Origin of the sequence: Martelella mediterranea (assembly GCF_021021415.1) — a bacterium.
GTDB classification, from domain to species: domain Bacteria; phylum Pseudomonadota; class Alphaproteobacteria; order Rhizobiales; family Rhizobiaceae; genus Martelella; species Martelella mediterranea_C.
On the sequence record NZ_JAINWJ010000056.1, the window covers coordinates 22,421 to 47,601 of the forward strand.

Here is a 25,181-nt window from a genome sequence, read left to right on the forward strand (position 1 = left end):
AGGCAGCCTTCTCCGTGGGGCCTGGATGCTCGGGTCAAGCCCGAGCATGACGCATAAAGGGATTGGAACCTTGTCATCAGACTGATGCGCCGAAGGCGGGCACACACGCTATCCTTAGAGGCGGAACGGATGACAACGAAAACTCGGGCACTGGTGATCGGCGGCGGCGTTGTTGGCGTATCGACGCTTTATCATCTGGCGAAAAAGGGCTGGTCGGACGCGGTTCTGATCGAGCGCAAGGAACTGACCTCCGGCTCCACCTGGCATGCCGCCGGCCTGCTGCCGCTGTTCAACATGAGCTATTCCGTCGGACAGCTGCACAAATATTCGGTCGATCTCTATTCCGCGCTGGAGGAAGAGACCGGGCTGAATGTCGGCTTCTCGAAGGTGTCGAACATCCGCCTCGCGATGACCAAGGACCGGATGGATGAATATCTCTATTATTCCGGCATCGCCGAGACCATCGGGGTCGATTTCAGGTTCCTGACGCCCGAAGAAGTCAAGGAGGTCTGGCCGCTGTGCGAAACCGACGGCCTGCTCGGCGCGATCCAGCACCTCGGCGACGGCTACATCCAGCCGGCCGATCTGACGCAGGCGCTGGCCAAGGGCGCGCGCGACAACGGCGCGCGGATCATGCGCAACACCACGGTTACCGAAATCCGCCAGAACACGGATGGCACCTGGCATGTGGAGACCGACAAGGAGGCGTTCACCGCCGACCACGTGATCTCCTGCACCGGCAATTTTGCCCGCAGGACCGGCGCGATGGTCGGGCTCAACATTCCCGTGATCCCGGTCGAGCATCAGTATATCGTCACCGAGCCGCATCCGGCCATTCTGGAGCGCAAGAAGCAGGGCCTGCCGGAAATGGGCGTGCTTCGCGAATCCGACAGCGCGTGGTACATGCGCGAGGAGGCCGGCGGGCTGATCCTCGGGCCGTATGAGACCGGCGCGCCGGTCTGTTATGTCGACGGGCCTTCCGACGACAGCGAATACGAGCTGTTCCAGGAAGAGCTCGACCGGCTGATGCCGCATATCGAGACTGCGATGGCGCGCGTTCCGGCCTTCGCGGAAGTCGGCATCAAGAAGGTCTATAATGGCGCGATCGCCTATACGCCCGATGGCAACCCGATCGTCGGGCCCGCGCCGGGGCTGAAGAATTTCTGGCTGAACGAAGGTCATTCCTTCGGCATCACGGCGGCCGGCGGGGCCGGATGGCAGTTGGCCGAATGGATCGTCAATGGCGAGCCGACCGTCGATCTCGCCGGCGTCGATCCGCGCCGCTTTGGCCCCTACGCCACCGAAGGCTACCTGATCGCCAAGAACGAAGAGGCCTATGCCAATGTCTTCACCATGCATTATCCCGACGAGGAGCGTGGTGCGGCGCGGCCGCTGAAGACATCCCCGGTCTATGAACGGCTGAAGGCGCTTGGCGGCGTATTCGGGTCGGTCTATGGCTGGGAGCGGGCCAACTGGTATGCGCCGGACGGCTATGCGCTGGACGAGAGCGAACTTGGCGTCGGCGCGGATGTGCTGACCAGCCATAACCACGCTCCGCCGCTGGAAGACGGCCGGATCGTGGAAAAATGGTCGTTCCGGCGCTCGAACTATTTCGAGCATGTCGGCAACGAGGTGAAGCACGTCCACGAAAAGGTTGGCGTGCTTGACATGACGCCGTTTGCAAAGATGGAAGTCTCCGGCCCTGGCGCGCGCGCCTTCCTCGACTCGATTTTCGCCAATGCAATCCCGAAGAAGCGCGGCCGGATCGCGCTCTGCCACCTGCTGGGCCAGGAAGGCGGGGTGAGGGCGGAGTTCACGCTTTACGAATGGGCGCCCGACCGCTTCTATCTGGTCTCGGGCGCGGGGCTGGAAAGCCACGACCATGACCTGCTGATGAAACTTGCGCCGACCGACGGCTCGGTCACGCTCCGGCCGTTGACCATGGAAATGGGCGTACTCGTGGTTGCCGGGCCTAGGTCGCGCGAACTTCTGAAGAAGCTGACGCGCGCCTCGCTTGCAAACGAGGATTTCGGCTGGCTCACCGGTCAGCCGATCTCGATCGGGGCGGCAAGTTGCCATGCGCTGCGCGTTAATTTCGTCGGCGAACTCGGTTGGGAACTGCATCACCCGATCGCGATGCAGACCTACATCTTCGACAAGCTGATGGAAGCCGGTGCCGAATTCGACATAAAACCGTTCGGCATTCGCGCGATGGGCGCCATGGCGCTCGAAAAATCCTACCGCGCCATGCAGCGGGAAATGTCGATCGAATATACCGCCTACGAATCGGGCCTCGACCGCTTCATCAAGCCGAAGAAGGATTTTATCGGCAAGGAGGCATTGCTTTCGAAGAAGGAGGCGGGGCTTGGCTCGGTGTTCGCAACGCTGATCGTCGAGGGCGTCACCGATTGTGACGCGCGCGGCTCGGAGGCGATCTATGACGGCGACGGCAACCTCGCCGGCCGCGCCACCCAGGGCGGTTTCGGCTGGCGAATCGGCAAGTCGATCGCGCTTGCGATGCTGAAGCCGGACTACGCGACGCCGGGCACAAAGCTGAAGATCAGGATCCTCGGCGACCTTTATGACGCGACCGTCGTGGAGGAGAGCCCGTTCGATCCGGAAAACGAGGCGCTGCGGGCGTAGACCCGCCGCACCTCTCTTTCTACGTTATGCCGGACTTGAACCGGCATGCAGGGCAGCGCGGAAAACGTGGCAGGTTTTCGCGCGCCATGACTTTGCGGCGACAGGGGGTAGAGCGAGTCACGCCGCCACCAACCGGGCAACGGGCCAGATTGCGCAATGTTCACAGGCATTCATGAAAAACACTCTTGCAAAGCGCGCCTCATCCCCGTAAATGAGCGCCATGTCTGATGCTGGCGCGCGGAAACGCCTGTCGCCTGTTGAGGATGAAGGGGTATAGCTCAGTTGGTAGAGCGGCGGTCTCCAAAACCGCAGGTCGGGGGTTCGAGCCCCTCTGCCCCTGCCAGCACGGCGATCCTGCCACGCAAATCAGTGGTCGGCTCGCGTGAATGTGAAAACAAAAATACGTTTTTCTCTTGTGTCAACGAAAAACGATGATATGTAGTGAAAAACAGACTCGCGGCGCGTGGAGCTGGATCTTCCGCTTTACGTGCCGTAAAGGCGTGGGCATTTATGGCATCTAAAACCAATCCATTCACGTTTCTGCAGCAAGTGCGCGCTGAGACGGCCAAAGTCGTTTGGCCTTCCCGGCGCGAAACTGTGATTTCGACCCTCATGGTGATCGTGATGGTCGTGATCGCGGCGTTTTTCTTTTTTGCTGCGGACCAGTTGATGAGCTTGTTGATGAATTTCATCCTCAATCTCGGCGCCTGATCGGGGAAGGGGAAGCAGATGGCTATGCGTTGGTATATCGTTCACGCCTATTCCAACTTCGAAAAGAAGGTGGCAGAGGCGATCGAGGAGAAGGCCCGCCAGAAGGGTCTCGACCAGTATTTCGACCGCATTCTCGTGCCGACCGAAAAGGTCGTCGAGGTGCGTCGCGGCCGCAAGGTCGATTCGGAGCGGAAGTTCTTTCCCGGCTACGTGCTGGTGAGGGCCGAGCTCAATGACGAGGTGTTTCACCTTATCAAGAACACGCCCCGCGTGACGGGCTTCCTCGGCAGCGACCAGAAGCCGGTTCCGATTCCGGATTCCGAGGCCGAGCACATTCTCGGTCAGGTGCAGGAAGGCGTCGAGCGTCCGAAGGCGACCGTGCTTTTCGAAATCGGCGAGCAGGTTCGGGTTTCCGATGGTCCGTTCGCATCGTTCAACGGTGTGGTGCAGGACGTCGATGAGGAGCGCTCCCGCCTGAAGGTCGAGGTCTCGATCTTCGGTCGCGCCACCCCGGTCGAGCTGGAATACGCCCAGGTCGAGAAAGTTTGATGATTTGCCCCTTCGGGGGCATTGCGCGTGGAAGAACAGGACGCTTAGCCGGCGCCCGGATGTTCGCACCACGCAACCGCAGCCGCCGGTGATGCACCGGCAGTCGGGCCGGGGTTCCGGTCCACAACGTGAAAGGCAGAGTAATGGCTAAGAAAGTTGCAGGCCAGCTCAAGCTGCAGGTCCCGGCAGGTTCGGCAAATCCGTCCCCGCCGATCGGTCCCGCGCTTGGTCAGCGTGGCATCAATATCATGGAATTCTGCAAGGCGTTCAACGCCGCCTCGCAGGAAATGGAAAAGGGTATGCCGATCCCGGTCATCATTACCTATTTCCAGGACAAGTCCTTCACCTTTGTGATGAAGCAGCCGCCGGTTTCCTACTTCCTGAAGCGGGAAGCGAAGCTGAAGTCCGGTTCGAAGACTCCGGGTCGCGCATCGGCAGGCAAGATCACCTCTGAGCAGGTCCGCAAGATCGCGGAAGCCAAGATGAGCGATCTGAACGCCGCCGATATCGAAGGCGCAATGCGCATGGTCGAGGGCTCCGCCCGCGCCATGGGCCTGGAAGTGACGGGTTGATTGCCATGACCAAGATTGCAAAGCGTATTCAGAAGAACCGCGAAGGCGTAGACGTCAACAAGCTCTACGCCCTGTCGGAAGCCGTGAAGATGGTCAAGGAACGCGCCACCGCGAAGTTCGATGAAACCATCGAGATCGCGATGAACCTCGGCGTTGATCCGCGTCACGCCGACCAGATGGTCCGCGGCGTCGTCAACCTGCCGAACGGCACGGGCCGCACCGTGCGCGTTGCCGTGTTCGCCCGTGGCGCCAAGGCCGATGAAGCCAAGGAAGCCGGCGCGGACGTCGTTGGCGCCGAAGAGCTGGTCGAAGCCGTCCAGGGCGGCAACATCGATTTCGATCGTTGCATCGCCACGCCGGACATGATGCCGCTCGTCGGTCGTCTCGGCAAGGTGCTTGGGCCCCGCGGCATGATGCCGAACCCGAAGGTTGGCACCGTCACGATGGACGTCAAGGCGGCTGTTGAAGCCTCCAAGGGCGGCGCCGTCGAGTTCCGCGTCGAGAAGGCCGGTATCGTTCACGCCGGCGTTGGCAAGGCCTCGTTCGACGCGAGCGCGCTGGAAGAAAACATCCGCGCTTTCGCCGATGCCGTCATCAAGGCAAAGCCGGCCGGCGCCAAGGGCAATTACGTCAAGCGCCTGGCGCTGTCGTCGACCATGGGTCCGGGCGTCAAGATCGACTTCTCGTCGGTCAACGCCTGAGCGCGTAGTAAAGAATTTCCGGAAGTGCGCTTCCGGTGACAAGTTTCCGGGCTCCAGGGCCCGGAAAAACCCGGGATAAAACCCGGTTTCCTGTCCGAGATTGCAGGTGGGCAACCTTAATTATGCCTGCATGAGACGGGTGAGACCAATTTTTCCGTTGGCGACGCAAGTCACCTTTGGCGGTTTAACTGGTTCGAACCTGGTTGTGCCTAGGCGCTTGAGAAATCGCGCGCCGATGGGGGCAGGATCCTCGAGCGTCGCTTGGGATCTTGGATAAAAACAAGAAGCCCCTTGCGGCAAAGGCAAACCGACAGGTCCGAGAATGGATCTGTCAACTGGAGATAGGCAGTGGAAAGAGCGGAAAAACGCGAATTCGTCACGGAACTGAACGAAGTCTTCAAGGCTTCCGGTTCGGTTGTCGTGGCCCACTATGCCGGTGTCACCGTTGCGCAGATGAACGAATTTCGTTCGAAGATGCGTGAAGCGGGCGGCACTGTCAGAGTCGCGAAGAACCGCCTGGCCAAAATTGCCCTTCAGGGTACGGAGTCCGAGGGAATGTCCGACCTTTTCAAAGGTCAGACGCTCATCGCATTTTGCGATGACCCGGTGACGGCTCCGAAGGTCTGCATGGACTTCGCCAAGACCAACGACAAGCTCGTTGTCATCGGCGGCGCCATGGGGGCAACCGTGCTCGACGCGGAAGGTGTGAAGTCGCTTGCGACGATGCCTTCGCTGGACGAGCTGCGTGCGAAGCTGGTTGGTATGATCCAGACCCCGGCTACCCGTATCGCGACGATTGCTTCGGCACCCGCAAGCCAGCTTGCGCGCGTGCTCAACGCCTACGCCACGAAGGACGAAGCCGCCTGATGCGGTTTTTCGCTGTTTACAAAATTTCGAACCAGTTCGAACCAACACTGAAGGAATATGAACATGGCTGATCTCGCCAAAATCGTAGAAGAACTCTCTGAGCTGACGGTTCTCGAAGCCGCCGAGCTTTCCAAGATGCTCGAAGAAAAGTGGGGCGTTTCCGCCGCTGCACCGGTAGCCGTTGCTGCTGCCGGCGGCGCTGGCGCTGCTGCTGAAGCCGTTGAAGAAAAGACCGAATTTGATGTCATCCTGGCGGAAGCCGGCGGCAACAAGATCGGCGTCATCAAGGAAGTCCGCGCCATCACCGGTCTCGGCCTCAAGGAAGCCAAGGACCTCGTCGAAGGCGCTCCGAAGCCGGTCAAGGAAGCCGTTTCCAAGGCCGAAGCCGAAGAACTCAAGGGCAAGCTGGAAGCAGCCGGCGCCAAGGTTGAGCTCAAGTAAGCTTTGCTTTTTGTTGCGCGGGCGGTTGGACCGCCCGCGCAACGACAACTGACCCGAAACCATTACCCAAAGGCCCTTTTCGGGCCTTTGGGTAATGGGTTCTCAAGAAGACCCTTAAATGATGACGGAGCCAATTGGCCATCGGTGACCGTCTGTTGCAGGCCCGGATGCAGATTGAAGGAGCTACCTGAATGGCTCAGACCCTTTCCTTTAACGGTCGCAGGCGCGTACGCAAGTTTTTCGGAAAGATCCCGGAAGTCGCGGAGATGCCGAACCTGATCGAGGTTCAGAAGGCCTCCTATGACCAGTTCCTCATGGTTGACGAGCCCAAGGGCGGACGTCCCGACGAGGGGCTGCAGGCGGTGTTCAAGTCCGTCTTCCCGATGACCGATTTCTCCGGCGCTTCGATGCTCGAATTCGTGTCCTACGAGTTCGAACAGCCGAAGTTCGACGTCGAGGAATGCCGCCAGCGCGACCTGACCTATGCCGCGCCGCTGAAGGTGAAGCTGCGCCTGATCGTGTTTGATATCGATGAGGACACGGGCGCGAAGTCGATCAAGGACATCAAGGAGCAGTCGGTCTATATGGGCGACATGCCGCTGATGACCAACAACGCGACCTTCATCGTCAATGGTACCGAGCGCGTCATCGTTTCGCAGATGCACCGTTCGCCGGGCGTGTTCTTCGATCACGACAAGGGCAAGAGCCATTCGTCGGGCAAGCTGTTGTTTGCCGCCCGCGTGATCCCCTATCGCGGTTCCTGGCTCGATATCGAATTCGACGCCAAGGACATCGTCCACGCCCGTATCGACCGCCGCCGCAAAATCCCGGCGACGTCGCTGTTGATGGCGCTTGGCATGGACACCGAGGAAATTCTCGAGACCTTCTACGAGAAGGCTACGTATGAGCGTGATGGCGAGGGCTGGAAAGTGCCGTTCTCGCCCGAGCGTCTGCGCGGCCAGAAGGTGGTTTCCGATCTGATCGACGCCGACAGCGGCGAAGTGGTGGTCGAGGCCGGCAAGAAGCTGACCCCGCGCATGCTGAAGAAGCTGTCGGAAGGCGGCCTCAAGGCGCTCAAGGTGAGCGATGAGGAGCTTTACGGCACCTTCCTCGCCGAAGACCTCGTCAACATGGAAACCGGCGAAATCTATCTCGAGGCCGGCGAAGAGCTGGACGAGAAGAATCTCGCCGGCATCATCGATCAGGGCATCGACGAGATCGCGATCCTCAACATCGACCACGTCAATGTCGGCGCCTATATCCGCAATACGCTGGTCGCAGACAAGAACGAGAACCGTCAGGACGCGCTGTTCGATATCTACCGCGTGATGCGTCCGGGCGAGCCGCCGACCATGGAATCGGCCGAGGCCATGTTCAACTCGCTGTTCTTCGACAGCGAGCGCTATGACCTGTCGGCCGTCGGCCGCGTCAAGATGAACATGCGTCTGGATCTCGATGCCGAGGATACGGTTCGCGTGCTGCGCAAGGAAGACATCCTGGCTGTCGTCAAGACGCTGGTGGACCTGCGTGACGGCAAGGGCGAGATCGACGACATCGACAATCTCGGCAACCGTCGCGTCCGCTCCGTCGGCGAGCTGATGGAGAACCAGTATCGTCTGGGTCTCCTGCGCATGGAGCGCGCGATCAAGGAACGCATGTCCTCGATCGAGATCGACACCGTGATGCCGCAGGACCTGATCAACGCCAAGCCGGCGGCCGCCGCCGTGCGCGAGTTCTTCGGTTCGTCGCAGCTTTCGCAGTTCATGGACCAGATCAATCCGCTGTCGGAAATCACCCACAAGCGTCGTCTTTCGGCGCTGGGTCCGGGCGGTCTGACGCGTGAACGGGCGGGCTTCGAAGTCCGCGACGTGCATCCGACCCATTACGGCCGTATCTGCCCGATCGAGACGCCGGAAGGCCCGAACATCGGCCTGATCAACTCGCTCGCGACCTTCGCCCGCGTCAACAAGTACGGCTTCATCGAAAGCCCGTATCGCAAGATTTCGGACGAGGGCAAGCTCACCGACGAGGTGATCTACCTGTCCGCCATGGAAGAGGCGAAGTACTATATCGCCCAGGCCAATTCGGTGATGACCGAGGATGGCAAGTTCGAGGATGAGTTTGTCGTCTGCCGTCACGCCGGCGAGGTCATGCTGGCCCCGCGTGAAAACATCAACCTGATGGACGTTTCGCCGAAGCAGCTCGTATCCGTTGCCGCCGCTCTGATTCCGTTCCTGGAAAACGACGACGCCAACCGCGCGCTGATGGGCTCGAACATGCAACGTCAGGCCGTGCCGCTTCTGCGCGCCGAGGCGCCGTTCGTCGGCACCGGCATGGAGCCGATCGTTGCCCGTGACTCGGGCGCCGCGATCGCCGCCAAGCGCGGCGGGATCGTCGACCAGGTGGATGCGACCCGTATCGTTATCCGCGCCACCGAAGATCTCGATGCCTCGAAGTCGGGCGTCGATATCTACCGGCTGATGAAGTTCCAGCGTTCGAACCAGAACACCTGCGTCAACCAGCGTCCGCTGGTGCGCGTCGGCGACGTTCTGAACAAGGGCGACATCATTGCCGATGGTCCGTCGACCGACCTCGGCGACCTGGCGCTCGGCCGCAACGCGCTGGTCGCGTTCATGCCGTGGAACGGCTACAACTACGAGGACTCGATCCTGCTGTCCGAGCGGATCGTTTCGGATGACGTCTTCACCTCGATCCATCTGGAAGAATTCGAGGTCATGGCCCGCGACACCAAGCTCGGCCCGGAAGAAATCACCCGCGACATTCCGAACGTTTCGGAAGAAGCGCTGAAGAACCTCGATGAAGCCGGCATCGTCTATATCGGCGCCGAAGTGCATCCGGGCGATATTCTCGTCGGCAAGATCACGCCGAAGGGCGAAAGCCCGATGACGCCGGAAGAAAAGCTTCTGCGCGCGATTTTCGGCGAGAAGGCTTCGGACGTTCGCGACACCTCGATGCGCATGCCGCCCGGCACGTTCGGCACCGTGGTTGAAGTCCGCGTCTTCAACCGTCACGGCGTCGAAAAGGACGAGCGCGCCATGGCGATCGAGCGTGAGGAAATCGAACGCCTCGCCAAGGACCGTGACGACGAGCAGGCCATTCTGGACCGCAACGTCTACGCGCGTCTTGCCGACATGCTGCGCGACCAGACCTCGATTGCAGGCCCCAAGGGCTTCAAGAAGGGCGCTGTGCTGACCGATGAGGTTATCTCGGCCTATCCGCGTTCGCAGTGGTGGATGTTCGCCGTCGAGGACGAGAACCTTCAGGGCGAGCTCGAAGCGCTTCGCGGCCAGTATGACGACTCCAAGAACCGCCTTGAACAGCGCTTCATGGACAAGGTCGAAAAGGTCCAGCGCGGCGACGAAATGCCTCCGGGCGTGATGAAGATGGTCAAGGTCTTCGTGGCTGTGAAGCGCAAGATCCAGCCCGGCGACAAGATGGCCGGCCGTCACGGCAACAAGGGCGTGGTTTCCCGCATTCTGCCCGCCGAAGACATGCCGTTCCTGGAAGACGGAACCCATGTCGATGTCGTGCTGAACCCGCTTGGCGTGCCGAGCCGCATGAATGTCGGTCAGATTCTGGAAACGCATCTGGCCTGGGGTTGTGCCGGCATGGGCAAGCGCATCGGCGAGATGCTCGAGGCCTATAAAGAGACCAACGACATCGGTCCGCTGAAGGAAACGCTGAGCGAGGTCTATTCGTCGGAAGCCCGTAACGAGGTCGAATATTTCGACGATGACGGTCTGGTGCGTCTGGCCGAAGAGGCCAAGCGCGGCGTCTCGATCGCAACGCCGGTCTTCGACGGCGCCCATGAGGGCGACGTTTCGGAAATGCTGGAGCGTGCGGGCTTCGACCCGTCCGGCCAGTCCGTGCTTTACGACGGGCGTACCGGCGAGCAGTTCGACCGCAAGGTCACGGTCGGCTATATGTACATGATCAAGCTCAACCACCTGGTTGACGACAAGATCCATGCACGCTCGATCGGTCCGTACTCGCTCGTTACCCAGCAGCCGCTGGGCGGCAAGGCGCAGTTCGGCGGTCAGCGCTTCGGCGAAATGGAGGTCTGGGCGCTCGAAGCCTACGGCGCCGCCTACACGCTGCAGGAAATGCTGACCGTGAAGTCGGATGACGTTGCCGGTCGTACCAAGGTCTATGAGGCCATCGTCCGCGGCGATGATACGTTTGAGGCCGGTATTCCGGAGAGTTTCAACGTTCTCGTCAAGGAAATGCGCTCGCTCGGTCTTTCGGTCGAACTGGAGAACTCCGCCGAGGAGCCGCAGCCGGACGTCGAGCTTCCGGACGCCGCGGAATAAAGTTGAGAGCCGACGCGCCCCCTTCAAGGGCGGGCGCGTCGCCGGCGCTCGATGCTTAGAAAGTAAGCCTCAAGTGTCAGTTTCGCCGCATTTCGCGGCCACAACCGTTTTAAAGGCAGGTCGTCCGGTATCGGGGTTTTGACCGGATCGACTGCCAGCAAGGGCGATGCCGCCCAGTCAAGGAGACAGGCATGAACCAAGAGGTCATGAATCTTTTCAATCCGCAGGCGCCGGCGCAGGTCTTCGATTCGATCCGGATCTCGATCGCCAGCCCGGAGAAGATCCTTTCCTGGTCTTATGGCGAAATCAAGAAGCCGGAAACGATCAACTACCGCACCTTCAAGCCGGAGCGCGACGGCCTGTTCTGCTCGCGCATCTTCGGCCCGATGAAGGATTATGAGTGCCTGTGCGGCAAGTACAAGCGCATGAAATACAAGGGCATTATCTGCGAAAAGTGCGGCGTTGAAGTCACGCTGTCGCGCGTTCGCCGCGAGCGCATGGGCCATATCGAGCTCGCCGCGCCCGTAGCCCATATCTGGTTCCTGAAGTCGCTGCCGAGCCGCATTTCCACGCTGCTCGACATGACGCTGAAGGATGTCGAGCGCGTTCTCTATTTCGAGAACTACATCGTCACCGAACCGGGCCTGACCGACCTGAAGGAGAACCAGCTCCTTTCGGAAGAAGAATACATGATGGCCGTCGATGAGTTCGGCGAGGACCAGTTCTCGGCCAATATCGGCGCGGAAGCGATCTACGAGATGCTTGCCAGCATGGATCTCGAAAAGATCGCGGGCGACCTGCGCGCCGAGCTTGCCGACACCACGTCGGACCTGAAGCAGAAGAAGCTGATGAAGCGTCTCAAAATCGTTGAGAACTTCCTCGATTCCGGCAACCGTCCGGAATGGATGATCATGAAGATCGTTCCGGTGATCCCGCCGGATCTGCGTCCGCTCGTGCCGCTCGATGGCGGCCGGTTCGCGACGTCGGACCTCAACGACCTCTATCGTCGCGTGATCAACCGTAACAACCGTCTGAAGCGGCTGATCGAGCTGCGCGCGCCGGGCATCATTATCCGTAACGAAAAGCGGATGCTGCAGGAATCCGTCGATGCCCTGTTCGACAATGGCCGTCGCGGCCGCGTCATCACTGGCGCCAACAAGCGTCCGCTGAAGTCGCTCTCCGACATGCTGAAGGGCAAGCAGGGCCGGTTCCGTCAGAACCTGCTCGGCAAGCGCGTCGACTATTCCGGCCGTTCGGTCATCGTGACCGGTCCCGAGCTGAAGCTGCACCAGTGCGGCCTGCCGAAGAAGATGGCGCTGGAACTGTTCAAGCCGTTCATCTACGCCCGTCTCGACGCCAAGGGTTACTCGTCTACCGTCAAGCAGGCGAAGAAGCTGGTCGAGAAGGAGCGTCCGGAAGTCTGGGATATCCTCGACGAGGTCATCCGCGAGCATCCGGTTCTGCTGAACCGCGCGCCGACGCTGCACCGTCTCGGCATCCAGGCGTTCGAACCGATCCTGGTCGAGGGCAAGGCGATCCAGCTTCATCCGCTGGTCTGCACCGCCTTCAACGCCGACTTCGACGGCGACCAGATGGCCGTTCACATTCCGCTGTCGCTGGAAGCCCAGCTGGAAGCGCGCGTCCTGATGATGTCGACCAACAACATTCTGCACCCGGCCAACGGTCTGCCGATCATCGTGCCGTCGCAGGACATGGTTCTCGGCCTCTATTACCTGTCGATCATGAACGACAAGGAGCCGGGCGAGGGCATGGTGTTTGCCGATATGGGCGAACTGCATCACGCGCTGGAAAACAAGGTCGTCACGCTGCATGCCAAGATCAAGGGCCGGTTCAAGACCGTGGACGAGGACGGCAATGTCGTTTCCAAGATCCACGAAACCACGCCGGGCCGGATGATCATCGGCGAGCTTTTGCCGAAGAACGTCAACGTGCCGTTCGACACCTGCAACCAGGAAATGACCAAGAAGAACATCTCCAAGATGATCGACACGGTCTACCGTCATTGCGGCCAGAAGGACACGGTGATCTTCTGCGACCGGATCATGCAGCTCGGCTTCAGCCACGCCTGCAAGGCCGGCATTTCGTTCGGCAAGGACGACATGGTCATTCCGGACGCCAAGCACACCATCGTTGCCGAGACCGAAGCGCTCGTGAAGGAATACGAGCAGCAGTACAATGACGGCCTGATCACCCAGGGCGAAAAGTACAACAAGGTCGTCGACGCCTGGGGCAAGGCGACCGAGAAGGTTACCGAAGAGATGATGGCCCGCATTCGCGCGGTCGAATTCGATCCGGAAACCGGCCGCCAGAAGCAGATGAACTCGATCTACATGATGAGCCATTCCGGCGCGCGTGGTTCGGTGAACCAGATGCGTCAGCTGGGCGGGATGCGCGGCCTGATGGCCAAGCCGTCGGGCGAAATCATCGAGACGCCGATCATCTCGAACTTCAAGGAAGGCCTGACCGTGAACGAGTACTTCAACTCGTCGCACGGCGCCCGTAAGGGTCTGGCCGATACCGCCTTGAAGACCGCGAACTCGGGTTACCTGACCCGTCGTCTGGTCGACGTTGCGCAGGATTGCATCGTCAACACGGCCGATTGCGGGACCGACAAGGGCCTGACCATGACCGCCATCGTCGATGCCGGTCAGGTTGTGGCCTCCATCGGTCAGCGCGTTCTCGGCCGTGCCGCCCTTGTTGACATCGAGGACCCGACCACCGGCGAACTGATCGTCGAGGCCGGGCGTCAGATCAACGAGGCGGATGTGGCGCGGATCGAAGCCTCCGGCATCCAGTCGGTGCAGATCCGTTCGGCGCTGACCTGTGAAGTCCAGACGGGCGTCTGCCAGGTCTGCTACGGTCGCGACCTTGCACGCGGTACGCCGGTCAATCTCGGCGAGGCTGTCGGCGTCATCGCCGCGCAGTCGATCGGCGAGCCCGGCACGCAGCTCACCATGCGTACCTTCCACCTTGGCGGTACGGCAACGGTGGTCGACCAGTCGTTCCTGGAATCCTCCTATGAGGGCACGGTGCGCATCAAGAACCGCAATGTTCTGCGCAATTCCGACGGCGTTCTGGTGGCGATGGGCCGCAACATGGCGATCCAGATCCTCGACCAGCGCGATCAGGAGCGGTCTTCGCAGAAGGTCGCCTACGGTTCGAAGCTGTTCGTCGACGATGGCGACACGGTCAAGCGCGGTCAGCGTCTGGCCGAGTGGGATCCCTATACCCGCCCGATGATGACGGAAGTCGAAGGCAAGGTCGATTTCGAGGATCTGGTCGAAGGTCTTTCGGTTACCGAAACGACGGACGAGGCCACCGGCTTCACCAAGCGTTCGGTCATCGACTGGCGCTCGACCCCGCGCGGTGCGGACCTCAAGCCGGCCATCGTCATTCGCGGCGAGGACGGCGAAGTGCTGAAGCTGCCGCGCGGCGGCGAAGCCCGCCTGCCGCTCTCGGTTGACGCGATCCTCTCGGTCGAGCCCGGCCAGAAGGTCAGCCAGGGTGACGTGCTTGCGCGTTCGCCGCTGGAAAGCGCCAAGACCAAGGACATTACCGGTGGTCTGCCGCGCGTGGCCGAACTGTTCGAAGCCCGCCGTCCGAAGGACCATGCCGTGATCGCAGAGATCGACGGTACGATCCGCTTCGGCCGCGACTACAAGAACAAGCGCCGCATCCAGATCGAGCCTGCGGAAGACGGTGTCGAGCCGGTGGAATATCTCATTCCGAAGTCGAAGCCGTTCCATCTGCAGGACGGCGACTACATCGAGAAGGGCGACTACATCCTCGACGGCAACCCCGCTCCGCACGACATTCTTGCGATCAAGGGCGTCGAGGCGCTGGCCTCCTACCTCGTCAACGAGATCCAGGAAGTCTATCGTCTGCAGGGCGTTGTGATCAACGACAAGCACATCGAGGTGATCGTTCGCCAGATGCTGCAGAAGATCGAGATCACGGCTTCGGGCGACAGCGGCTACATCTCCGGCGATATTGTCGAGGCGATCGCCTTCGACAATCTCAACGAGGAACTGGTCGCGCAGGGCAAGAAGCCTGCGGAAGGCGAACCGGTGCTGCTCGGCATCACCAAGGCCTCGCTGCAGACGCCGTCCTTCTTCTCGGCGGCGTCCTTCCAGGAAACCACCAAGGTGCTGACCGAGGCGGCGATCGCCGGCAAGGTCGATACCCTGCAGGGCCTGAAGGAAAACATCATCGTCGGCCGTCTGATCCCGGCCGGTACGGGTCGCGCCATGTCGCAGGTTCGTCGCATCGCGACCACCCGCGACGACCTGATCATCGACGCCCGCCGCAAGGCTTCTGGCGCCGACGAGGCGACCCCGATGCTGTCCGCGATGAACCCGGAAAGCGAGCCGCAGCCGGGCGAATAAGCCTACTATAGCTCGATAGATATTCGACCGCCGGCAGTGATGCCGGCGGTCTTTTTTGTTTTCGAAAGGTTTGCCGCGTTCAGTCGGGTTCCCTCGGCGTACCGTCCATTTCCGAGGCGATTGTTTCGGCAGCCCTTTACCAATGTCAGTATAGGCGACAATAACGAGATTATTGCAACCTATGGTAGAAGTGTTTAGTGTTTTATCAGGCAGGAAGGGGTGCTCTCTGTCTGTGAAATAACATTGAACCGCGCCCATGGAGAAATCTAATGTCGTCAAACATTCTTAGCATCGCAGCGCCTGTAATAACCGGCTACTCAGATGGTGTCTTCACTGGGACCGAGGCTACGGCCGATACCATCGTCATGGTCTACACTACAAGCACGGGGCAGACGGTGTCGCAAAAGTGGGCCATTGTTGTTGATGGACAATGGAGCCTGACTGCCGACCTTCCGCCCGTAGTTGGGAGCAACTGCTACGCGATTGCTACCCTGTTAACGGCTGGCTCGCTAAGCCCGACATCTCAACCCTCGAATCCTTACCCGGTAGGATCGTAAATCCGCAGTTGATTGAGATGATCTGCTGCATCTGGGTGAACGGGATTTCTGCGTCGTGAACGCAAGGCCGTCGGTGGCAATGCCGGCGGCCTTGTTGTTTCTTGAAGGTGTGCGACGTTCCGTCTGGGTTCTATCGGTGTGTCATCCCTTTCCAAGGCGAGTGTTTCGACAGCCTTTCACGAAGGGCAGTACGGTCAACTATAAGGAAAGGTTTTGCAATTATGGGTTGTGTTTAGTGGTTTTCAAAGAGGCAGGACAGGGCGTTCGCTGCCTGCAAAACTACGTGGAAACCACGCTCATGGAGAGATCCAATGTCGTCAAAGACTCCTCACGTGGCACCTCCTGTTATAACCGGCTATTCGGATGATGTCTTTTTGGGACCGAGGCTACGGCCGATACCACTGTCATGGTCTACAATAGAAACAAAGGTTCTGAAGTATCAATGAAGTCGGCAATTGTTGTTGATGGGCAGTGGAGCCTGGTCGCCGACGATCCGCCAGCTGTGGGAAACACTTGCTCCGCGATTGCTACCAAGATATTGGATGGCCCGCAGCCAGGCCCGGTGTCTTAACCCTCACAGCCTTACCTGGTAGGATCGTAACTCGCGGCCGATTGCGTCGAACTCGCCGAAGCTGGATGAGTAGGCACTTGCGGAGTTGACAGAAAGGAGGCCCTGTGTGGGAGCAGCGGGCCTTTCTGCGTTCCGTACCTTCGCTTCGGCTTTCCGCGCTGGACCATTTTTGGGTCCAACTGAAATATCATTAGCCAAATCAAAGGCAGACGCACACACTGAGGTGGTTGCGGGGTGAGCGGCGATCAGGGGTTTCCTGCCTTTGCTTCGCACGGAAGAATGGAACGCTTCGTGCGTTCTGATAACAAAGTCGGGACGGGGCGCCAGGTTCATGAGGTGGATGGTCGTCGCGGCGCGGCCCGCGACGACCTCATCATCGACGCCCGCCGCGAGGCTTTCCGCGCCGGCGAGGCGGCCCCGATGGTCTCCGCGATGAACCCGGAAAGTGAGCCGCAGCCGGGCGAGCAGGCTTCGGACTTCCGCCCGACCGTCTTCAAGCTTTTGTGTAAGAGGCTACCGACTTTTGGCGGTCTTTAACATTTACTGCTAAAATGCTAGCGATAGCATTTGCTGGTTACGCGGTCTTGTCGTCGACGGTCGATCTGGGAGGGATCGTCGGGGCGATTTGCGCTTCAAAGGGGCAGACCTGACGGGTCCCCTCATTAGCGCGGCGGCGGAAAGGAAGCGCTATGGAGGCGGGTAGACGGAGTATCTGGATCATCTGTCTTGTCTGGGTCTTTCTGGGCGGGATATGTTCGCTGGTGATCGCCGAGTTCATCCGCAACCATAACGCCGACGAGTATGTCGACTATTACGGTTCCGATGTCTTTCAAAACGCGGTCTCCGTCGCCGAAACAAGCCTGACGGTATTGCGCACCCTCGATCGATCTGACAACGCGCCCTGTTCACCGGAGGACCTGGAGGCGATGCGCGGCGTCGTGTTCGCCGCTCCGTATCTTACCGATGTCGGTCGCTTGCGGGACGGGTACCTGATCTGCACCGGCATATGGGGCGAACTGGCAATGCCGGTGAAGATGCCGTCGCGTTCCCAGGTCGTGGGCGTTAACGGGGCCACGCTCTGGAAGGGCACAAGAGGCATCGCGCCGGCTGGGCTTGCGGCCGACATGGCGTCGTTTGGCAACAGCGTGGTGATGACGGCGCCGTCCGCCTTCGCGCGCTACGAAGACCCCGCCGAGCGCCTGGCCGCCCTGGTGCTGACCAGCGACGCCAGCTACAGCTATCAATCCTTCGGCGATACCGAAGGGCTCGCGCCTTTGCTCGGAAGCAACAGTGATTGGTATCGCATTGCGAAGCGCAGGGTCTATTCGCGCTGCAATGACAAGACCGATGTCTGCGTCGTCGCCACCTATGACGCGCCCGCCCTTTTGAAGACGGCGCCGCTTGATTTCCTGCTTGTCCTGGCCGGCGGTGTTTCTGCCGGCGCGTGCCTCGGGCTCTGGCATGCCCATCTCTATCGTGAAGGCCGGTCCTGGCGGCAGAAGCTGGAGCGGGCGCTGAACGACGATCGACTGACGGCGCATTATCAGCCGATCGTCAGTCTTTCCGACAATAGAATATGCGGGGCGGAGGCCCTTGCGCGGCTGGTCGATTTCGACGGGACGTTGATTCCGCCCGATCATTTCATTCCCGCGGCGGAGACCTGCGGTTTCATCGGGCGGATCACCCGCAGCGTCGTCAGGCGGGCATTCACGGACATGGCGGCGCATTTTGCGGCCGATCCGAATTTCTATGTCAGCATCAATGTTGCCTCCGAGGACATACTGAGCCTGGAGTTTCTGGATTTTCTCGAGACCGAAACCCGGACCCACGGGCTTTCCGCCGGTCAGGTCGCGCTGGAGCTGACGGAGCGTTCGACGGCGAGCGAGGACAGCCTGACCCAGGCGATGGCGGCTTTCAGCAGACGCGGCTATCGCATCCTCATCGACGATTTCGGCACCGGCTATTCGAACCTCGCCTATATCGCCCGCATGCCGATCGCGGGCATCAAGATCGACCGGATGTTCACCCAGGCGCTCGATCAGCAGGCGATCGGCGCGGTGATCGTCAGCAAGGTCTGTGAACTTGCCGCCGCGCTCGAGGTGACCCTGATCTGCGAGGGGGTGGAAACCAAAGGCCAGGCCGACCATCTCGTCGCCATCTATCCCGACATCTGCATTCAAGGGTTCCTGATCAGCCGGCCAATGCCCGCCCGACAGTTCTCGCGCGCCTTTCCTGCCAACCATCATGCATGGACGCCATCGCCGAGCGAGAGCGCCGGCTGAGCGGCGTATCTGCGTTGTCTTGCCCGCGAATACCCATTGAAAGCGTCCGAGCGCCAGCTTCAGAAGCCGGCGTCGTCGCTGCCGCCGAGCTTCACGATCGCCACTTCGCCTTCGAGCGCCGTCTGATAGGCTGACGCATGGGGTTCCTCGTCGGGGATTTCGGAGATCATGCCGATCTGGTCGAGATCGGCCTCCGAATAGCCCTCGTTTGCCAGCGCGTTCAGCGTGTTGCGCACGGCGGTGTCCTCGTCCGGCGCGGCGATCAGGACGTGGACCTCGGTATCGCCGTTCCACTCATGGTAGACCTTGCCGGTGATGATGAAGACCATGCGCTCGCCGTCGCTGGTGTAGCCGGGTATGGCAATCATGTCGGGCCTTTCTGTGATGTCGCTCCCGATCCGCATCAGCAGATGCCGGGGATAAGGGGCGCTTTCCGGTATGGCGCGGAGCCTGCTTCGTCACATGATATCGCGATCCGGGCCTTGAATGCGACCATAGATTTTCCATCTGGTTGCTGTTCGATATTTACTATACCATAGGTTGTGTAATCGAGTTTGGCGAGGATGGAGCGCTATGTACAGGATCATTGATACGCCGTGGAACACGACGGCCTATATTCCCCAACTGAAAAGCGGCGGCGTCGAGACCGTCATCCGCTATTACAATCTCGAGGATTCCTCGTCCCTGCCGCAGAAGCAGTTTCAGCCGGAAGAGGCCAGCGCGCTCGCCGCGGCCGGTCTTACGATGGCGGTCGTGTTCGAGCAGACCGGCGGCGCGGACGGAAAGATCGGCGATCTCGACCTGGCAAACGGAAGCCGTGATGCGGCGCAGGCGCTGAAGCTTGCGGCCGCGATCGGGCAGCCGCATGGGTCCGCGATCTATTTCTCCGTGGACTATGACTATTATGAGAGCGCCGATCTCCAGACCGTGGAATCCTATTTCGCCGCCGTTTCCAAGGCGCTGAAGGGCGCATACCGGCTCGGGGTTTATGGCTCCGGAACCGTGGCCTCCGCCGTGGTGGGCGCGGGCCATGCCGAACTGATCTGGCTCGCGGGTTCGACCGGCTGGTCCGGCACAGAGCAGATGCTTGCCACCGACAAATGGGCGCTGTTCCAGAGCGAGATGGATATCAACAAGCCTCTCCCTCACGACGGAAATACCGCCTCCTCGGCATTTCCGAATTTCGGCCAGTTTACGCTTGGCAGCGGGCCGGTTTCCTGATCCGGCAAATCCTCCGTTCCGTTCCACCGGTCACGGCCTTGAAACGGGCGGGAGAAGCGCGTATCTAGGGCTCACATCAATCGAAAGGGACACGCAGGACGATGATTTCTCACCTCAAGACGGCACAGATTCTGGCTTCGAGGGAGAATACCATCCATGCATGCGACCATCACGCTTTCCGGCCTGTCCTACAGCACTGCTGACGGCCACTCGCTTTTCAAAGACATTTCCGCGGTTTTCAACGCCGGGCTGACGGGCTTCGTCGGTCGCAACGGCGTTGGCAAGACGACCCTGCTCAAGCTGATTGCCGGCACACTGACGCCGTCCTCCGGCAGCGTCGAGGTTGCCGGGCGCATCGCCGTACTCGACCAGGCGGTTTCGGCCGGCGAAGGCGAGACGCTCGCCACGCTTTTCGGCATTCATGCCATGCTGGCGGCGATCGACAGGGCGGAGCGCGGCGAGGCCGATGCCGAAACGCTCGCCGCGATCGACTGGACGGCGGAGGAGAGGGCGGTTGCCGCGCTTGCCCGGCTGGACCTCGCCGTGCCGCTCTCTACGCCTCTGGCAAGGCTTTCCGGCGGCGAGATCACCCGCGCCCGGCTGGCGGCGTTGGCTTTCGAAGCGCCGGACTTCATCCTGCTCGACGAACCCACCAACAATCTCGATGTCGCCGGGCGGGCTGCCCTTGTCCGCTTCCTCTTGGACTTCGGCGGCGGCGCGCTGGTGGTGAGCCATGACCGTGCGCTTCTGGAACACATGGACGCGATCGTCGAGCTGACATCGCTCGGCATGACGCGTTATGGCGGCAATTTCAGTTTCTATGAAGCCGAGAAGGAGGCCGAGCGGCTGGCGCTGGAGCATGAGCTGCGTGATGCGCGCAAGGATGTCCGCAAGGTCGCACGCACCGTGCGCGAGCGTTCCGAGCGCAAGGCGCGCCGCGATGCCATGGGACGCCGGCTACGCGCACGCCGCGACCAGCCGAAAATGGTGCTCGACGGCATGAAGGCGCAAGCGGAGGGGACCGGCGCGCGTGACAGGGCCTTGTCCGAACGCCAGCAGCAGGAGGCGGCTTCGGAACTGGCGAGCGCCCGCGCCAGGATCGACGTGGTCGCGCCGTTCACGGTAACGCTTGCGCATTCGGGGCTGGCATCGGGCAGGCGGGTCGCTGCGGCGGACCGTCTTGCCGGCGGCTATCATCCGGAGCAGCCTCTGTTTCGCGATCTGTCCTTCGAGATGACCGGCCCCGAACGGGTGGCGATCACGGGTCGCAACGGGGCGGGCAAATCGACGCTGATCGCCATCCTAACGAAAGAACTCGCGCCGCTTGGCGGCAGCGCCGAAATCCATGTGACCCATGCGCTGTTCGACCAGACGGTGTCGCTGCTTGATCCGGACCAGACCGTCCGCGACAATTTCCGCCGCCTCAATCCCGATGATGATGAAAATGCCTGCCGGGCCGCGCTCGCGCGATTCCGGTTCCGCGCTGATGCCGCCTTGCAGTCCGTCTCGACGCTCAGCGGCGGCGAGCGGTTGCGGGCAGGGCTCGCCGCCGCGATCGGCGGTACGCGGCCGACCGAGCTGCTGATTCTCGACGAGCCGACCAACCATCTCGACCTTGAGAGCCTGGCCACGCTGGAGGCGGGACTCAATGCCTATGACGGTGCGATCCTGGTGGTCAGCCACGATGCGACGTTCCTTGAGAGAATCGGCGTCGCGCGCACGATCGACCTTGGCAGGCGGGCGTCATGAGCGGTGAGTCATTTTATTGCGCCGGGCGGTCCGGTTGTTGCCAAAACTTGCCGCTTCGGCGATATCGGCCCGCAAACCGCCGCCCCTCAAGGGTTTTGGTAAAGAAATTCCGGGCTTCAGGCTTGACGGTAGCCGGGGAACCGAGTATGTCCGCGCCAACGGAACCCATGTGAGGTCTGGCCGTTCGGGAAGCCAAATGTCCCGGAGTTCACCTCAGACTAGGTTCTCATACAGCACGTTGAAGATCAAAATGCTGCACGCATGACGCGGCAAAGCGCCTGTGTCCTCTGCTTTTAGGTCCATCCGCCGGAAAGGCGGCTTGGGCCGTGCTTGTGCGCATATAGCGCTGGATGTGCTTCTTTTCGCCGGCGACGGCATAAAATATGCCCCAGAAGGGCGATGAGACACGAAATCAAGGGATGGTTGAATGCCTACCGTAAACCAATTGATCCGCAAGCCGCGTCAGCCCCAGGTGAAGCGGAATAAGGTTCCGGCTCTGGAGCAGAACCCGCAGAAGCGCGGCGTTTGCACCCGCGTCTACACCACGACGCCGAAGAAGCCGAACTCGGCGCTTCGTAAGGTTGCCAAGATCCGCCTGACCAACGGCTTTGAAGTCATTGGCTATATTCCGGGCGAAGGCCACAACCTGCAGGAACACTCCGTCGTGATGATCCGCGGCGGCCGCGTGAAGGACTTGCCGGGTGTTCGCTACCACATCATCCGTGGCGTGCTCGATACCCAGGGCGTCAAGAATCGTAAGCAGCGTCGTTCGAAGTACGGTGCGAAGCGTCCGAAGTAATTCGGTTTTCATTTCTCTGGCGCTGCGCGAGGTTCTCCGCGTTATAAGCGCCACAACTGTTGAGAGACAAAGAACATGTCACGACGCCACAGTGCAGAAAAGCGTGAGATCAACCCGGATCCCAAGTTCGGCGATCTGGTGATCACCAAGTTCATGAATGCCGTCATGCTGCACGGCAAGAAGTCGGTCGCCGAATCGATCGTCTACGGCGCGCTCGACGCTGTTGAGGGCAAGCTGAAGCAGAACCCGGTCGAGGTTTTCCATCAGGCGCTCGACAACGTTGCTCCGCACGTTGAGGTTCGCTCCCGTCGCGTCGGCGGCGCCACCTACCAGGTGCCGGTCGACGTCCGTCCCGAGCGCCGCCAGGCGCTCGCCATTCGCTGGTTGATTGCTGCCGCGCGCAAGCGCAACGAAACCACCATGATCGAGCGCCTGTCCGGCGAGCTCATGGATGCTTCGAGCAATCGCGGCTCTGCTGTCAAGAAGCGTGAAGACACGCACAAGATGGCCGACGCCAACCGCGCATTCTCGCATTACCGCTGGTAATTAGAACACCGAGGAAGGCCTGATATCATGGCTCGCGACTACAAAATCGAAGACTACCGCAATTTCGGGATCATGGCGCATATCGACGCTGGCAAGACCACGACGACCGAGCGCATCCTGTTCTACACCGGCAAGTCTCACAAGATCGGCGAAGTCCACGACGGCGCTGCTACCATGGACTGGATGGAGCAGGAGCAGGAGCGCGGCATCACGATCACGTCCGCTGCGACGACCACCTTCTGGGAAGGTCGCGACGGCAAGAAGCGCCGCTTCAACATCATCGACACCCCCGGCCACGTCGACTTCACCATTGAAGTCGAGCGTTCGCTGCGCGTGCTCGACGGCGCCGTTGCGCTTCTCGACGCCAATGCCGGCGTTGAGCCGCAGACGGAAACCGTCTGGCGTCAGGCCGACAAGTATCATGTTCCGCGCATGATCTTCTGCAACAAGATGGACAAGATCGGCGCCGACTTCTATCGCTCGGTCTCCATGGTCAAGTCCCGTCTCGGCGCGACCCCGGTTGTCATCCAGCTGCCGATCGGCGCTGAAAACGACTTCGCCGGCGTGATCGACCTGATCGAGATGAAGGCTCTGGTCTGGGACGGCGAACATCTTGGCGCGCAGTGGGAGGTCACCGACATCCCGGCTGACATGAAGGAAAAGGCCGAAGAGTACCGTGAGCTGATGATCGAGACGATCGTCGATATCGACGAGGAAGCCATGGAAGCCTACCTCGAAGGCAACATGCCCGATAACGACAAGATCCGCGCACTCATCCGCAAGGGTACGATCAACGTCGAGTTCTTCCCGATGCTGTGCGGCTCGGCGTTCAAGAACAAGGGCGTTCAGCCGCTGCTCGACGCTGTTGTCGACTTCCTGCCGTCGCCGGTCGAAATTCCCGCGATCAAGGGCATCGACGTCAAGACCGAAGCCGAAATCTCGCGTAAGGCCGATGACAACGAGCCGCTGTCGATGCTGGCGTTCAAAATCATGAACGACCCCTTCGTCGGCTCGCTGACCTTCTGCCGCGTCTATTCCGGCACGCTCGAAAAGGGTTCGGGCGTCATGAACACGGTCAAGGAAAAGCGCGAGCGCGTCGGCCGCATGCTGCAGATGCACTCGAACTCGCGTTCGGACATCGACGTGGCTTATGCCGGCGATATCGTCGCGCTTGCCGGCCTCAAGGAGACCACCACCGGTGACACGCTCTGCGACCCGCTGAAGCCTGTTATCCTGGAGCGGATGGAATTCCCCGAGCCGGTTATCCGGATCGCGATCGAGCCGAAGACCAAGGCCGACCAGGAAAAGATGGGTCTTGCCCTCAACCGTCTGGCCGCCGAGGATCCGTCCTTCCGCGTTGCCACCGACGAAGAATCCGGCCAGACCATCATCGCCGGCATGGGCGAGCTTCACCTCGACATCCTCGTCGACCGCATGAAGCGCGAGTTCAAGGTCGAGGCCAATGTCGGCGCGCCGCAGGTGGCCTACCGCGAAACGATCACGCAGGCCCACGAGGAAGACTACACCCACAAGAAGCAGTCGGGTGGTTCGGGCCAGTTCGCCCGCGTCAAGATCATTTTCGAACCCAATCCGGATGGCGAGGATTTCGTATTCGAATCCAAGATCGTCGGCGGTTCCGTTCCGAAGGAATATATTCCTGGCGTTCAGAAGGGTATCGAAAGCGTTCTGTCCTCCGGTCCGCTGGCAGGCTTCCCGATGCTCGGCATCAAGGCCACGCTGGTTGACGGCGCCTACCATGATGTCGACTCGTCGGTTCTCGCCTTCGAAATCGCATCGCGCGCCTGCTTCCGTGAAGCCGCCCGCAAGGCCGGCGCACAGCTTCTCGAGCCGATCATGAAGGTCGAGGTCGTGACGCCTGAGGATTACGTCGGCGATGTCATCGGCGACCTGAACTCCCGTCGCGGTCAGATCCAGGGTCAGGAACCGCGCGGCAACGCGACGGTGATCGAAGCCCAGGTTCCGCTCGCCAACATGTTCAAGTATGTCGATACGCTGCGCTCGATGTCGCAGGGCCGCGCCCAGTATTCGATGGTCTTCGACCACAATGCGCCGGTGCCTTCGAACGTTGCACAGGAAATTCAGGCGAAATACTCCGGTCAGAAGTGACCGGAGCACGGCCGTAAAGATAACGAGATCAACCCCGTCGCGGGTTCGACAGGAATAGGAGCCTAAAATGGCAAAAGCAAAGTTTGAGCGGAGCAAGCCGCACGTAAA

Annotated in this window: 17 protein-coding genes and 1 tRNA gene; 17 read left to right on the plus strand and 1 reads right to left on the minus strand. The window is 60.7% G+C overall.

What is annotated here, in order from left to right:
- Positions 1-129 precede the first annotated feature (129 nt).
- From K7H91_RS22695 to K7H91_RS22750, 12 genes are all read left to right on the plus strand, one after another.
- Positions 130-2,643: a GcvT family protein gene (locus K7H91_RS22695; RefSeq protein ID WP_230722474.1), complete on the plus strand. Its 2,514-nt coding sequence runs from the start codon at positions 130-132 to the stop codon at positions 2,641-2,643.
- 267 nt (positions 2,644-2,910) lie between these two features.
- Positions 2,911-2,986 (plus strand) — tRNA-Trp (locus tag K7H91_RS22700).
- 167 nt (positions 2,987-3,153) lie between these two features.
- Positions 3,154-3,354 (plus strand): preprotein translocase subunit SecE, encoded by a 201-nt coding sequence (gene secE / locus K7H91_RS22705; RefSeq protein WP_026173618.1) that lies wholly within the window; start codon positions 3,154-3,156, stop codon positions 3,352-3,354.
- 18 nt (positions 3,355-3,372) lie between these two features.
- The gene (nusG, locus tag K7H91_RS22710; RefSeq protein ID WP_026173617.1) at positions 3,373-3,903 is read left to right on the plus strand and encodes a transcription termination/antitermination protein NusG; all 531 of its coding nucleotides are present in this window, start codon (positions 3,373-3,375) and stop codon (positions 3,901-3,903) included.
- A 143-nt stretch (positions 3,904-4,046) separates the two neighbouring features.
- Entirely contained in the window at positions 4,047-4,475 is a 429-nt protein-coding gene (gene rplK / locus K7H91_RS22715) for a 50S ribosomal protein L11 (protein ID WP_018065629.1), read from the plus strand.
- Positions 4,476-4,480: 5 nt separating this feature from the next.
- The gene (gene rplA / locus K7H91_RS22720) at positions 4,481-5,176 is read left to right on the plus strand and encodes a 50S ribosomal protein L1 (RefSeq protein ID WP_230722475.1); all 696 of its coding nucleotides are present in this window, start codon (positions 4,481-4,483) and stop codon (positions 5,174-5,176) included.
- Positions 5,177-5,524: 348 nt separating this feature from the next.
- Positions 5,525-6,043: a 50S ribosomal protein L10 gene (gene rplJ / locus K7H91_RS22725; RefSeq protein WP_230722476.1), complete on the plus strand. Its 519-nt coding sequence runs from the start codon at positions 5,525-5,527 to the stop codon at positions 6,041-6,043.
- 63 nt (positions 6,044-6,106) lie between these two features.
- The gene (gene rplL, locus K7H91_RS22730; protein ID WP_026173615.1) at positions 6,107-6,484 is read left to right on the plus strand and encodes a 50S ribosomal protein L7/L12; all 378 of its coding nucleotides are present in this window, start codon (positions 6,107-6,109) and stop codon (positions 6,482-6,484) included.
- A gap of 191 nt (positions 6,485-6,675) precedes the next feature.
- Positions 6,676-10,815, plus strand: coding sequence for a DNA-directed RNA polymerase subunit beta (gene rpoB / locus K7H91_RS22735; RefSeq protein WP_230722477.1), 4,140 nt, complete (start codon positions 6,676-6,678; stop codon positions 10,813-10,815).
- Positions 10,816-11,006: 191 nt separating this feature from the next.
- The gene (gene rpoC / locus K7H91_RS22740) at positions 11,007-15,221 is read left to right on the plus strand and encodes a DNA-directed RNA polymerase subunit beta' (RefSeq protein ID WP_230722478.1); all 4,215 of its coding nucleotides are present in this window, start codon (positions 11,007-11,009) and stop codon (positions 15,219-15,221) included.
- 1,407 nt (positions 15,222-16,628) lie between these two features.
- Positions 16,629-16,886 (plus strand): hypothetical protein, encoded by a 258-nt coding sequence (locus K7H91_RS22745; RefSeq protein WP_230722479.1) that lies wholly within the window; start codon positions 16,629-16,631, stop codon positions 16,884-16,886.
- 152 nt (positions 16,887-17,038) lie between these two features.
- Positions 17,039-18,631 carry an EAL domain-containing protein gene (locus K7H91_RS22750; RefSeq protein WP_230722480.1) on the plus strand — a complete coding sequence of 531 codons (1,593 nt, stop codon included), beginning with the start codon at positions 17,039-17,041 and terminating at the stop codon, positions 18,629-18,631.
- Between the two features lie 59 nt (positions 18,632-18,690).
- Here K7H91_RS22750 and K7H91_RS22755 read toward each other — a convergent pair whose 3' ends face one another.
- On the minus strand, positions 18,691-18,999 hold the full coding sequence (locus K7H91_RS22755; protein WP_230722481.1) for a transcriptional regulator: 309 nt from the start codon (positions 18,997-18,999) through the stop codon (positions 18,691-18,693).
- A 205-nt stretch (positions 19,000-19,204) separates the two neighbouring features.
- Between K7H91_RS22755 and K7H91_RS22760 the strand changes: the two genes are divergently transcribed.
- The 5 genes from K7H91_RS22760 (at position 19,205) to fusA (ending at position 25,073) form a co-directional block, all read left to right on the plus strand.
- Positions 19,205-19,852: a glycoside hydrolase domain-containing protein gene (locus tag K7H91_RS22760; RefSeq protein WP_230722482.1), complete on the plus strand. Its 648-nt coding sequence runs from the start codon at positions 19,205-19,207 to the stop codon at positions 19,850-19,852.
- Positions 19,853-20,008: 156 nt separating this feature from the next.
- Positions 20,009-21,601, plus strand: coding sequence for an ABC-F family ATP-binding cassette domain-containing protein (locus K7H91_RS22765; protein WP_230722483.1), 1,593 nt, complete (start codon positions 20,009-20,011; stop codon positions 21,599-21,601).
- 427 nt (positions 21,602-22,028) lie between these two features.
- Positions 22,029-22,400, plus strand: a complete 372-nt coding sequence (rpsL, locus tag K7H91_RS22770) for a 30S ribosomal protein S12 (protein ID WP_018065617.1) — start codon at positions 22,029-22,031, stop codon at positions 22,398-22,400.
- A gap of 75 nt (positions 22,401-22,475) precedes the next feature.
- Positions 22,476-22,946, plus strand: coding sequence for a 30S ribosomal protein S7 (rpsG, locus tag K7H91_RS22775; RefSeq protein ID WP_018065616.1), 471 nt, complete (start codon positions 22,476-22,478; stop codon positions 22,944-22,946).
- A gap of 27 nt (positions 22,947-22,973) precedes the next feature.
- On the plus strand, positions 22,974-25,073 hold the full coding sequence (fusA, locus tag K7H91_RS22780; protein WP_230722484.1) for an elongation factor G: 2,100 nt from the start codon (positions 22,974-22,976) through the stop codon (positions 25,071-25,073).
- Positions 25,074-25,181: the final 108 nt, after the last annotated feature.